The sequence below is a fragment of the Actinophytocola gossypii genome, assembly GCF_025165815.1.
Classification (GTDB): Bacteria; Actinomycetota; Actinomycetes; order Mycobacteriales; family Pseudonocardiaceae; genus Actinophytocola; species Actinophytocola gossypii.
Map to the genome: position 1 here is coordinate 55307 of NZ_JAFFZE010000032.1, position 11165 is coordinate 66471.

11 protein-coding genes are annotated in these 11165 nt (G+C 73.4%); 5 read left to right on the forward strand and 6 right to left on the reverse strand.

All coding sequences use genetic code 11. The annotated features are described in order from the left end of the window. Window positions 1-55 precede the first annotated feature (55 nt). The 5 genes from JT362_RS34120 to JT362_RS34140 all read right to left on the reverse strand — a co-directional run bounded on the left by JT362_RS34120 (window position 56) and on the right by JT362_RS34140 (window position 6153). A complete protein-coding gene (locus JT362_RS34120) occupies window positions 56-1165 on the reverse strand; it encodes an MBL fold metallo-hydrolase (RefSeq protein WP_260196054.1) in 1110 nt (369 codons plus the stop codon). 122 nt (window positions 1166-1287) lie between these two features. Further along, window positions 1288-1794, reverse strand: a complete 507-nt coding sequence (locus JT362_RS34125) for a DoxX family membrane protein (protein WP_260196055.1) — start codon at window positions 1792-1794, stop codon at window positions 1288-1290. Between the two features lie 263 nt (window positions 1795-2057). Continuing rightward, window positions 2058-3377 (reverse strand): carboxyl transferase domain-containing protein, encoded by a 1320-nt coding sequence (locus JT362_RS34130; RefSeq protein WP_375546597.1) that lies wholly within the window; start codon window positions 3375-3377, stop codon window positions 2058-2060. Window positions 3378-3467: 90 nt separating this feature from the next. Next, on the reverse strand, window positions 3468-4898 hold the full coding sequence (locus JT362_RS34135) for an acyl-CoA synthetase (RefSeq protein WP_260196056.1): 1431 nt from the start codon (window positions 4896-4898) through the stop codon (window positions 3468-3470). Between the two features lie 7 nt (window positions 4899-4905). Beyond that, window positions 4906-6153 (reverse strand): SLC13 family permease, encoded by a 1248-nt coding sequence (locus JT362_RS34140; RefSeq protein ID WP_260196057.1) that lies wholly within the window; start codon window positions 6151-6153, stop codon window positions 4906-4908. Between the two features lie 116 nt (window positions 6154-6269). On the opposite strand from JT362_RS34140, the gene JT362_RS34145 reads away from it, so the two are divergent. Next, the gene (locus tag JT362_RS34145) at window positions 6270-6971 is read left to right on the forward strand and encodes a FadR/GntR family transcriptional regulator (protein ID WP_260196058.1); all 702 of its coding nucleotides are present in this window, start codon (window positions 6270-6272) and stop codon (window positions 6969-6971) included. 34 nt (window positions 6972-7005) lie between these two features. Next, window positions 7006-7488: a nuclear transport factor 2 family protein gene (locus tag JT362_RS34150; protein WP_260196059.1), complete on the forward strand. Its 483-nt coding sequence runs from the start codon at window positions 7006-7008 to the stop codon at window positions 7486-7488. Here JT362_RS34150 and JT362_RS34155 read toward each other — a convergent pair. Then, window positions 7418-8590: a hypothetical protein gene (locus JT362_RS34155; RefSeq protein ID WP_260196060.1), complete on the reverse strand. Its 1173-nt coding sequence runs from the start codon at window positions 8588-8590 to the stop codon at window positions 7418-7420. The genes JT362_RS34150 and JT362_RS34155 overlap by 71 nt on opposite strands. 178 nt (window positions 8591-8768) lie before the next feature. Between JT362_RS34155 and JT362_RS34160 the strand changes: the two genes are divergently transcribed. From JT362_RS34160 to JT362_RS34170, 3 genes are read left to right on the forward strand one after another with little or no spacing between them, the layout of a single operon-like run. After that, window positions 8769-9161 carry a PPOX class F420-dependent oxidoreductase gene (locus JT362_RS34160; protein ID WP_260196061.1) on the forward strand — a complete coding sequence of 131 codons (393 nt, stop codon included), beginning with the start codon at window positions 8769-8771 and terminating at the stop codon, window positions 9159-9161. Between the two features lie 38 nt (window positions 9162-9199). After that, window positions 9200-10402 carry a sensor histidine kinase gene (locus JT362_RS34165; RefSeq protein ID WP_260196062.1) on the forward strand — a complete coding sequence of 401 codons (1203 nt, stop codon included), beginning with the start codon at window positions 9200-9202 and terminating at the stop codon, window positions 10400-10402. Further along, window positions 10399-11037: a response regulator gene (locus JT362_RS34170; RefSeq protein WP_260196063.1), complete on the forward strand. Its 639-nt coding sequence runs from the start codon at window positions 10399-10401 to the stop codon at window positions 11035-11037. The genes JT362_RS34165 and JT362_RS34170 overlap by 4 nt, the downstream gene beginning before the upstream one ends. The last annotated feature ends 128 nt before the right edge of the window (window positions 11038-11165 follow it).

Below are 11165 nucleotides of genomic sequence, written 5' to 3' on the forward strand. Positions count from 1 at the left end.
GGCAACTCTACTTAGCCCCTAGGTAGAGCACAACCGTGAGTGACGACGTACGCGATCAGGCGATCTTTCGCCACCACCCGTCCGGGTCGGGTGCGTCGGCGACGGATAACAGCTCACCGGGTCGTGGGACCGCGACCTGGACGTCGTGCCGCGCGGCGTCGGTGAGCAAGCGCTCGACCGGTTCGGACCAGGCGTGCATGGCCAGGTTGAACGTTGCCCAGTGGACCGGCACGAGCAGGCCGCCGCCGACCGCCCGGTGGGTGGCCACGCCCTCCTCCGGTGTCATGTGGATGTCCGGCCAGTACGGCGAGTAGGCGCCGATCTGGATGAACGTCACGTCGAACGGGCCGTACCGCTCGCCGATCTCGCGGTAGCCGTCGAAGAAGCCGGAGTCACCGGTGTAGAACACGCGCTGCCCGGCGCCGGCGACCACCCACGACGCCCACAGGGTCCCGTTGCCGCCCGGTCTGAGCCGGCCGGAGAAGTGCCGGGCCGCGGTGGCGGTCAGTTCGACGCCGCCGACGGTGGCCGTCTCGGTCCAGTCGAGTTCGTCGACGCGGGACGGCGGGACCCGCCACCGCTCGAGGTGTGCGCCGACGCCGAGCGGGACGACGAACCTGGCCTCCGGCCACAGCGCCGCACTCCGCCGGATCGTGGCCATGTCGAGGTGGTCGTAGTGGTCGTGCGAGATGACCACGGCGTCGACCGGCGGCAGGTCCTCCAGCGGCACCGGCACCGGGTGCAGCCGTCGTGGGCCGAGCACGGCGGACGGCGAGGCCCGCTCGCTCCACACGGGGTCGAACAGGATCCGCCGGCCGTCGAGCTCGACCAGCACGGTGGCGTGGCCGAACCAACTCACGCGTAAGCCGTCCGGACGGGTGGTGAAGTCGGGTCTGACCAACGGCACCGGGGCGGTCGGACGTCGTCGTTCGGCACCGAAGGCCATGTCCCGCAGCGCCCCGGTCGGCGGTGTGACGTTGGCCGGCACCGTGTTGTGGAAGGCGCCGTCCCGGTAGTTCGGCGAGGCGCGCATCCGGGCCAACCGGTCCCCCGCCGGGCGGCCGCCGAGCGCGGCCGGCACCTGCCAGCCCGCCCGGACCAGCGCGGCGCCCGCGCCCACCGGTACCAGCAGCGTCGAGCGCCGTACCAGCTCGTTGACTCGCATCGTTGTCCCCCTTCTCGGTCGTCGACATCGATACTGCCCTGAGCCGGCTGAGGGAAAACTGAGAACGCCGCACACCTGGATGGTGCGCGGCGTTCTGGCAGGTCAGCGGTTGTTTTCACCGCTCAGCGAGTGGCGGCGCGGCGGCGCTGGGCGCCGTAGAGCACCAGGATCGCGCTGAGCAGGATCAGATTCTTGATAACGAACTCGCCCTCCGTGGTCAGCATCAGCACGTTGCCCCCCTGGAAGGTGACCTCAGGCTGGGTGATCAAGGCGAGGAACGTCCCGGTCAGGTGCGCGAACAGCAGCGGCAGCACGACCCGCAGGCCGCGGCCGAACAGCAGCGCGGCACCGAGCAGGACCTCGACCACGCCGAGGAACGGCACGAACCAGCCGCCGTCGAGCAGCGGGATCCAGTTCACGGTGTTGTCGACGAACTCCGCGACCGGGGTGTCGTTGGTGATCTTGAGTGCGCCGAACCAGAGGAACGTGATCGCCAGCGTCAGGCGCAGGGCCGGTAGGCCGATGCGGCCGGCGAGGTCGCCGAGGGCGGCTTCGGTGCGGGCGATCAGGTTCGGTCGGGGCTCGGTCCGCGGCGCCTGCTCGGCGGGTCGCTCCTGCATCGTGGTCATCTGTGGTCTCCTCTCGCTCCGCAACAAGACTGGCCTGCGAGAGGGGTGCGTCGCGTCCGTTGGGCGGCGGCATCTTCCCTGCGTAGCGGGGGTGAGCGACGGTGTGCGGCGGTACGCCCGGTGGGGCCGCGCGGGCGACGCCGGCGGCGGTACGGCAGGGGTCCTCGGCTACGCCCCGGGGAGGAGACTGGTCCCGGCCGGGCTGGGACGGCGAGCGGGGTTCCGCTGGTCGGAAAGGTAACGGCGGGTAGTACCCGTTCGAGTTACGGGCCGGCGATTCCGTGGACGACGCCGAGTTCGCGGAGATCTTCGGGGCGTAGCCTGAGCCGGCCGGCGAGCTCGGGGACGTCGGCCGGGGGGCGTTTGAGGATGGCCGCCGCGAGTTCGGGGGCGATGACCGAGAAGTAGGCGTCCGGGGTGATCCAGACGCGGTCGGCCGAGCACAGGGCGAGCGCGCCGCCGGAGCCACCCTCGCCGATGACCAGGGTCGTCACCGGCACCCGGGCGGCCGCGACGGCGGCGAACAGCTCGGCGATGGCTGGGCCGGCTCCGGCACGCTCGGCGTCCGGGTCCGCGGCGGCGCCCGGGGTGTCGACGAGGGTCAGGACCGGCAGGCCGAGCCGGTCGGCCAGGCGGACCAGACGGCTCGCGGTGCGGAACCCGGCCGGGGTGGTCGCGGTTCCGGTCTGGGCGGCGAACGCGACCGAGTGACCGTGGCGGCGGCCGATGCCGCAGAGCATGCCGTCGTCGACGCCGCCCGCGCGGTCACCGCGGATCGGCAGGCGGGTGTCGAAGTAGTCGTCGAGGTAGGCGGTCGCGCGGGGGCGCGCGGGGGCGCGGGCGCGTCGGACGGCGTGCCAGCCGTCGGTGGCCGGGGTCAGGGCGCCGAGCGCGCGTGGGATCTCGACCGGATCGGCCGGGGTCCCGCGCAGGAGGGTGAGCCATTCGGCGAGGCGGGCGGGGAGGTCGGTGAGCACCTCGTCGACGTGACCGGCCGCGTGCTGGGCGGCGGCGGTGTAGGCGGGATCGTCGGCGTGCTCGGGCCGGCGGACACGACGCCCGGCGAAACCGATCTGCGCGCCGTCGAGGGCGAGCACGATGTCGGCCCCGGCGCCGAGCGACGCCCAGACGCCGCCGGTGGCCGGATCGCGGAGGACGGCGACGTGCGGAAGGCCGGACTCGCGCAGGCGTACGGCGGCGCGGGTGATGAGCTGGAGCTGGCGCAGGGAGAGGACGCCTTCCTGCATCCGGGTGCCGCCGGTGGCGACCAGGGACACGACGGGGAGACCGTGGACGCGGGCGTGGTCGAAGGCGTGCACGATCCGGGCGCCGGTGCCGGTGCCGACGGAGCCGCCGAGGAAGCGGAACTCGAACGCGATCAGCACGGCGGGGGTTTCGCCGACGGTGCCTCGGCCGCAGATGGCGGACTCGGTGGTGCCGGTGCGTTCGGTCGCGCGTGCGCGGGACAGGTCGTAGCCGTCCCAGTCGAGCGGGCCGCTCGGGCCGAACGGCTCGGCCGGCGGGTCGAACTCGACGAAGTCCTCGGTGAGCTGGTCGATGAGCGCGTGTGCTCCGTCAGTCACGGCCTAGCCCTCGCGGGGAGTGGGGTTGAGACGGGAGCGTACGACTCGCGCGACGGGAGCGTACGACTCGCGGGAGGGGCGGGGGCGGGGTCATGGGAGGGAGCGCTTCATGATCTTGCCCATTTCGTTGCGGGGGAGGGAGTCGCGGTAGTGGATGACGCGGGGGCGTTTGTGCGGGGCCAGGAGGCGGGCGACGTGGTCGATGAGGGTTTCGGGGGGTGGGGGGTCGGCGGTGGGGACGATCCAGGCGACGATGCGTTCTCCGAGGTCCTCGTCGGGTTCGGCGGTTACGGCCGCTTCGGCCACGGCGGGGTGTTCGAGCAGGGCGTTCTCGATCTCGCCGGCGCCGATCTTGTAGCCGCCGCTCTTGATCAGGTCGGTGGCGCGGCGGCCGACTATGCGGACGTAGCCGTCCGGGTCGCGGACCGCCATGTCGCCGGTGCGGAACCAGCCGTCGTGCAGGGATTCGGCGGTGGCGTCGGGGCGGTTGAGGTACTCGAGGAACAGGTTGGGGCCCTGCACCTCGATCTCGCCCACCGTCTCGCCGTCCCAGGTGGGGAGGGGGGCACCGTGGTCGTCGACCAGGCGGAGGGACGCGCCGGTGACCGGTGGGCCGACGGCGCCGGGCCGGCGGTCGCCGTCGGCGCGGACGGCGGTGTTCATCAGGGTCTCGGTCATGCCGTAGCGCTCGACCACGCGCTGGCCGGTGGTGGCGGTGATGCGCTCGTGCACGGTCGCGGGCAGCGCGGCCGAGCCGGACACCAGCAGCCGCGCGCCGCCGACCGCGGTGGCCAGGGTCGCGTCCTCGGCGCAGTCGGCGGCCAGGCGGTGGTACATGGTCGGGACGCCGAACAGCATGGTGCCCTCCCCCGCCAGCGCGGCGCCGACGGCGGCCGAGGAGAACCGGCCGACGTGGTGCAGGGTCCCGCCCCGGCGCAGTGGGCCGACGACGCCGAGGATCAGGCCGTGCACGTGGAACAGCGGCAGGCCGTGCACGAGCACGTCGGCCGCGGTCCACGACCACGCCTCGGCGAGCGCGTCCAGGTTGCTCGCGACCGCGCGCCTGGGCAGGACCACACCCTTCGGCGGGCCGGTGGTGCCGGACGTGTAGACCACGAACGCGGGCAGGGCGTCGTCGTGCTCCCGGACCGGCGGGGTGACGGCACCGGCAGCGGCGGTCAGGGTGACCGGTAGGCGGGGCAGGGCCGCGAGCGCGGGCGGCAGCGGCGTGTCCGGTGCCGACAGCACCAGGTCCGGAGTGCTGTCGGCGACGATGTGGGCCAGTTCCCGCTCGCCGACCTTCGGGTTCACCGGGACCACGGGCACCCCGGCGACCAGCGCGCCGACCACGGCCACGCACGTCTCGATGGTCGGCGTCGCCCATACCGCTACCCGGCGGTGGCCGGCGAGCCTGTCGGCCAGGTTTCCGGCGAGGCGGGACAGGTCGCGGTAGGACAGGGCCGCGTCGGGGAAGCGCAGGGCGGTTCGGTCACCGGCGGTGACGAGCTCCGGGAACAGCATGAATCTCCTAACCCCAGTTGGGCACGACGAACACGAGCCAGCTCACCAGCGGAGCCGTGGCCACCACGATCCCGCCGTAGACCATGAGCTGCCGGAAGAACCGGTCCCGGTCGACGTTCTTGGCGTTCGCGAGCACCAGCGCGCCGTTCGTCGAGAACGGGCTCACGTCCACCATCGTGGACGCCACCGCCAGCGCCGCCACCATGCCGACCGGACCGATCGTGCCCTGCGCGAGGAACGGCACCGCCAGCGGGATCAGCGCGCCCATCAACCCCACCGACGACGCGAACGCCGACACCACCCCGCCGATGTAGCACAGCAGCAACGCGGCGACCAGCGGCACGCCGACCTCGCTGACCGCGTTGCCCGCCCAGTCGATGGTGCCGATCTCCTGCAGCACCCCGACGTAGGTGAGCATGCCGCAGATCAACAACACCGTCGGCCAGGTGATCTCGTTGACCGCCTTGCGACTGCTCGACGGCCACGCCACGCTCAGCACCACGGCGACGGTGATCGCGGTGAGTCCGGCGTCGAACTCGAACACCAACGTGCAGACCACCAGTGCGACCAGCCCGACCAGGGTGGCGATCTTGGGCGCGTCGAGCGGGATGCGTTGCTCGTGCGGGAGTTTCTCCTCGGTCGGTTCGGCGCGGCCCAGCTTGGCGCCGCCGAGCACGACGTACAGCACGGCCGCGATGGCGGTGTTCATGCCGAGGCTCGCGAGGAACAGCACCACCGGGCTGCCCTCGATGCCGTTGTTGTCGACGATGCCGTTGACGATCGAGCCGTACACGCTGATCGGCGAGAACCCGCCGCCCTGCGCGCCGTGCACGACCATCGCGCCCATGAGCAGCGGGCTGATGCCGTACTGGGCGGCGAACCCGAGCGCGATCGGCGCGACGATCGCGCACGCGGCCGGCGACACGGCGCCGATCGCGGTCAGCGCGCCGGTGACCACGAACATCACCCACGGGATCAGCGCGATCCGCCCGCCGACCAGCCGGACCGCGGCGGCCACCAGCCAGTCGGTCGTGCCGTTCGCCCTGGCGATGCCGAACAGGTAGGTCACGCCGACCAGCACGACGAAGATGTCGCCGGGGAACCCCGCGAAGATCCCGTCGGCGTCCAGCCCGCCGGCGAGGGTGCCGACCAGGAACGCACCGGCGAACGCCAGCGCCCCCATGTTCACCGACAGCGTCGTGGCCAGCACGAAGATCACCACGAGCGCGAGGATCGAGATCAGCTCAGCGGACACGACCGTCCTCCTTGACGCCGGCACCACTGGACTAGTGGCTGAGCCACTTTGCTGCCGTCGCCCCACCGGTGTCAAGCCTCAAGTGGTCAAATGGCTCAGCCAGTAGACTGCCGGGTGTGGCGGACGCACTCGGGCCGGTCAGCAGGTCCAAGCTCTACGCGCAGGTGGTCGACCGGATCCGGGCCCATGTCGCCGAGTCCGGCCTGCGCGCCGGCGACCGGCTGCCGTCCGAACGCGACCTGGCCGAGCGGCTCGGGGTCAGCCGCGCGTCGGTGAAGCAGGCGATCGTCGTGCTCGAGGTGCAGGGCCTGCTGGACGTCCGGCACGGCGGCGGCACCTACCTGCGGCGCGACTCGCTGGACGTGGAGCCGGTGGAGGAGCTGATGGCCCGCCGCCGGCGGCTGCCCGACGTGCTGGAGGCGCGCGAGGCGCTGGAGACCAAGCTCGCCGAGCTGGCCGCCCGCCGCCGCACCGACGCCGACCTGGCGGCCATCGACGCCGCCCTGGCCCACATGGCGCAGGAGGTCGACGCCGGCGACCCCGGCGAGGAGGGCGACCGGCGGTTCCACGCGGCGGTGACGGCGGCGGCGTCCAGCAGCATCCTGGCCGAGTTCATGCGCTCGATCGCCGACCAGATCACCGAGAGCCGGCACGAGTCGCTGCGCCAGCCCGGCCGGCCGGCGCGGTCGCTCGGCCAGCACCGGCGCATCGCCGAGGCCATCCGCGCCGGCGACCCGCGCGCGGCCGCGGCCGCCATGCGCCGGCACGTGCAGACGGTCAGCAAGGTGCGGCTGCTGGACTGGAACCCGCAGGATTGACCGTCCTTCGAGCACGTTCCCGCACACTGGCCGCATGACTCCTGGCGACCGCGAAGCCATCACCGACACCGTCCTCCGCATGGGCTGGTTCCTGGACCGCCGGGACTGGGCCGGGTTGCGTGACCTGTTCACCGAGCGGGTCTACACCGACTACACCGACCTGTGGGGCGGCGAGCCGCGCGAGGGCACGGTGGACCAGCTGCTGAGCACCACCGCGCAGGGCTCGTGGCGCCGCACCATGGACGGCCTGGAGGCCACCCAGCACCTGATCACGAACGTGCTGGTCGACGTCACCGGCGACGAAGCCCGCGCGACGGCGAACGTGCTTGGCGTGCACCGGCTCGCCAACCCGCACGGGTCTCCACTGTGGACACTCGGCGGCACGTACGAGTTCGGCCTCACCCGCACCGCGGCCGGCTGGCGCATCAACGCGATCACCAACCGGATCAGCTGGGTGGACGGCAACCAGCAGGTCCTGTTCCGCGCCGCCATGGCCGCCGCCGCGAAGGCGGCGTGACCCGGCTCCGGCCCAGCAGCGCGACCACCAGACCGACGGCGGCGCAGCCGAGCGGAGCGAACCACGCCGCGGTGAGGCCGGCGGTGTCGACCAGGCGCCCGGTCACCGCCTGCCCGACGGCGGTGCCGACGGGACCGCCCGCGCCGAGGACTCCCATGGCCAGCGGCAGGCCGGCCCGCGGTGTGACCGTCTCGGTCAGCGTGTAGAGGGTGATCATGTACGGCGCGATGACCACGCCGGCCGCCAGGATCGCCGGGGCCGGCCAGTCGCGCGCGCCGAACGCCAGCACCATCATCCCGGCCACCAGGGTGGCGCTGAACGTGACGTACCTGGCCCGCACCCCGAACCGGGCGGGCAACCACGCGTACGCCACGCCGGCGACCACGCTGCCCAGCCCGAGCAGGGCGTACCGGCCGCCCGCGTTGCCCGCCGACGCCGTCACCGCCACCTGAACCGAGCCGAACACCGCGCCGACCGCGGCCATCCCGACCGTGAGGACGGTCATCGGCGCCCACGGAACCCGCCCGCCACCGCGGACGCCACCACCGACGTGTGAGTACATCGTGGACAGTGGCAGGGCGGCGCCGACCAGCAGCACCGCCATGCCGAGCAGCGGCCAGGACCCGCCGACCGCGAGCAGCCCGACCACCGCCGGGCCGAGCACGAAGCTCAACTCGTCCACCGCGCCCTCGTAGGCGAAACCCGTGCGCAGCAACGGAGACCCGCCGAGCGCGGCCGCCCAGTGCACGCGCACGAGCAGCCCGACGTGCGGCTGGGTCAGGCCGACGAGGACGGCCGCCGCGAACATCGCTGGGCGGTCGCTCGCCAGCACCAGACCCAGCACGGCCAGGGCGTTGAGCACCGCGAGCACCATGCCGAGCCGGCGGGCGCCGAAGCGGGCCGCGAGCGCGCCCGCGGCCAGGCCGCTGACGGCGATGGCCACGCTCTGCGCGCCGGCCGCCAGCCCGGCGAACGTGTGGCCGCCGGCCGGCTCCAGCACCAGGAGCGTGCCGAGCGGGGTCATCGCGTACGGCAGCCTGGCCAGCAGGCCGAGCGGAAGGAACGGAACCGGCACGGAACGCGCCAGCGCGCGGTAGGACATCAGCGTCTCCAGGGCACACCTGACAGACGCGTCTACCCAGCCACCGGACGCGTGCTCGACCCGATTCCGCCCGGACGGTACCCCCATCCGGAGTCGGAGGGACCCCCTCCCCGGGGTGGAGGCACGTCACGCTCCGCGGGCGATGTGCGCCGCGTGTCCCGTCCCTAGCGTCGGCGTCATGACGAACACCGAGACAACCACCGGCTTCGAGCACCTCGCCGGTGCGAAGTACATCCTGCTCACCACGTTCCGGCGGGACGGAACCCCGGTCGCCACGCCGGTCTGGCACGCCGTCCGCGACGGGATCGTCTACACCAGCACGATCGCCTCGCTCGGCAAGGTCAAACGCATCCGCCGCGACCCCCACGTCACGATCGCCCCGTGCACCATCCGGGGCAGACCGACCGGGCCCGCCCAGCCGGCCCGCGCCCGGATCCTGTCCGGCGAGGAGAGCCGGTGGGCGAACCGGATCAAGCGATCCCGGTACCTGCTCGGCATTCCGATCCAGCTCGTGGAGCGGATCGTGCACCGGGAGCGGTTCGTCGGCATCGCCATCGAACCGGTCCGGTAGCCGCTGGTCCGGGCTAGGCTCGAGCCGAGGTGAGGGGCATGAGCGAGGACGCGGTCGCCTGCCAGTGGGAGAGCCAGCTGCGGCAGGTCGGGGTGACGGTGCCGCAGCTGGAGACCACGTTCGCGACCGGCATCCCGGTGGCGGCGCTGGTGATGACCGGTGCGGTCGCGGTCGCGGCCGGGTTCGCGCAGGGGTGGTGGGGGCTGGTCCTGCTCGCGATCGGCGCCCTGCCGTGGGTGCGCTGGCTCGTCGTCGGCGACGACGGCCCCACGTGGACGTTCGGGCTCACGGCGCTCACTCCCCTCGCCGCGCTGGGGTTCACGCACTGGTTCCTCCCCGCCGCCGGCCTCGGCGGGGACGTCGCGTACGTGTTGCTCGCGTTGCCGCCCATGCTGGTGATCACGCTCGTGGTGGGGATGGCGCCGCCCGTGCTGGCGGCCGGGCTCGCGGCCGGCGGGTACCTGGCGTACGGGGCGCCGCTGGTGGCCGCCTCGGTCGCCGGACGGCTGCCCGACCCGCTGTACCCGCTGCTCGCCTGGCACGGGGTCGTCCTGCTGTGCCTCGCCGCCGGGTACGCGGTGCGGCTGAGCCACCTGGCCAACGCCAAGATGGCCGAGGCCAGGGAGGCCCGCGCGCGGCAGGCCGTCGCCGAGGAACGGCGCGCGGTCGCCCGCGACGTGCACGACGTGGTGGCCCACACACTCGCGGTCACGATGCTGCACATCACCGCGGCGCGCATGGCCGTGCGCCGGTCGTCGCCCGGTGAGGCGGAGGAGGCGCTGGCCGAGGCGGAAGAGCACGGGCGGGCGAGCCTGGCCGACATCCGTCGGATCGTGCGGGTGCTGCGGTCCGACGAGCAGACCTCGGTCGACGCGCCCCAACCAGGGCTCGCCGACGTGGCGGCGCTCGCGGAGAGCTACCGGGTCGCCGGGCTGCCGGTCCGGTTGTCGGTGACGGCGCCGGACGGGGCGGGGAGCGCCGCGCAGCTCGCGGTGTACCGGGTGTTGCAGGAGGCGCTGGCGAACGCGGCCCGGCACGGCTCCGGTCCGGCCACGGTGGACCTGCGGGTCGACGGCGGAGCGCTGACGCTGCGGGTGGACAACCCGGTGCGCGAGGCAGGAGCGCCCGGTCCGGGCAGTGGGCTGCTCGGGATGCGGGAACGCGTCGGCGCGGCCGGCGGCACGGTCGACGCCGGCGTGCGGGACGGGTCGTGGGTGGTGCACGCGGTGGTGCCGGCGTGATCGCCGTGCTGCTGGTGGACGACCAGCCGCTGGCCAGGGCGGGGCTGCGGCGCATCCTGGAGCCGCAGGAGGGGCTGACGGTCGTCGGCGAGTGCGCGGACGGCGACGAGGTGCTCGCGGCGGTGGAGCGGTTGCGCCCGGACGTGGTGGTGATGGACGTCCGGATGCGGCGGGTCGACGGTGCCGAGGCCACCCGCCTGCTGCGCGCCCGCGCCGACACGCCGCCGGTGCTCGCGCTGACCACGTTCGACGACGACGAGACGGTCGCCGCGGCACTCGGCGCGGGCGCGGCGGGGTTCGTGCTCAAGGACGCTCCCGGCGAGGACATCGTCCGCGCGACGACGACCGTGGCCGAGGGCGGTGCGTGGCTGGACCCGCAGGTGGTGGGTCGGGTGCTGGCCGCGTACCGCCGCGTCGCGCCGCGTACGCCCGAGGCGGTGCTCGACCGGCTCACGCCGCGCGAGCGGGACGTGCTGTGTCAGATCGGTCGCGGCGCCACGAACGCGGAGGCGGCCGCCGCGCTGCACGTCAGCGAGGCGACGGTGAAGAGCCATCTCGGCCACGCGCTGACCAAGCTGGCCCTGCGCGACCGCGCCGCCGCGATCGTGTTCGCCCACCGCAACGGGCTGGCCTAGCTGTGATGTTCAGGGACGTTGTTCGGGTTGAGGGTGTGACGGCCTGTCGTGCAGACAGGTGAAGGCCTCTGGTTGTGAAGTGGAGCTGTCGAGGAACCGCTTCACGAACCGGAGGCCTTCGTGTCCCA

What these genes read in the sequence shown, in the direction of transcription:
- JT362_RS34165 (WP_260196062.1), top strand. Translation starts at nt 9,200, where the DNA reads ATGAGCGAGGACGCGGTCGCCTGCCAGTGGGAGAGCCAGCTGCGGCAG.
- JT362_RS34125 (WP_260196055.1), bottom strand. Translation starts at nt 1,794, where the DNA reads ATGACCACGATGCAGGAGCGACCCGCCGAGCAGGCGCCGCGGACCGAG.
- JT362_RS34160 (WP_260196061.1), top strand. Translation starts at nt 8,769, where the DNA reads ATGACGAACACCGAGACAACCACCGGCTTCGAGCACCTCGCCGGTGCG.
- JT362_RS34120 (WP_260196054.1), bottom strand. Translation starts at nt 1,165, where the DNA reads ATGCGAGTCAACGAGCTGGTACGGCGCTCGACGCTGCTGGTACCGGTG.
- JT362_RS34150 (WP_260196059.1), top strand. Translation starts at nt 7,006, where the DNA reads ATGACTCCTGGCGACCGCGAAGCCATCACCGACACCGTCCTCCGCATG.
- JT362_RS34155 (WP_260196060.1), bottom strand. Translation starts at nt 8,590, where the DNA reads ATGTCCTACCGCGCGCTGGCGCGTTCCGTGCCGGTTCCGTTCCTTCCG.
- JT362_RS34135 (WP_260196056.1), bottom strand. Translation starts at nt 4,898, where the DNA reads ATGCTGTTCCCGGAGCTCGTCACCGCCGGTGACCGAACCGCCCTGCGC.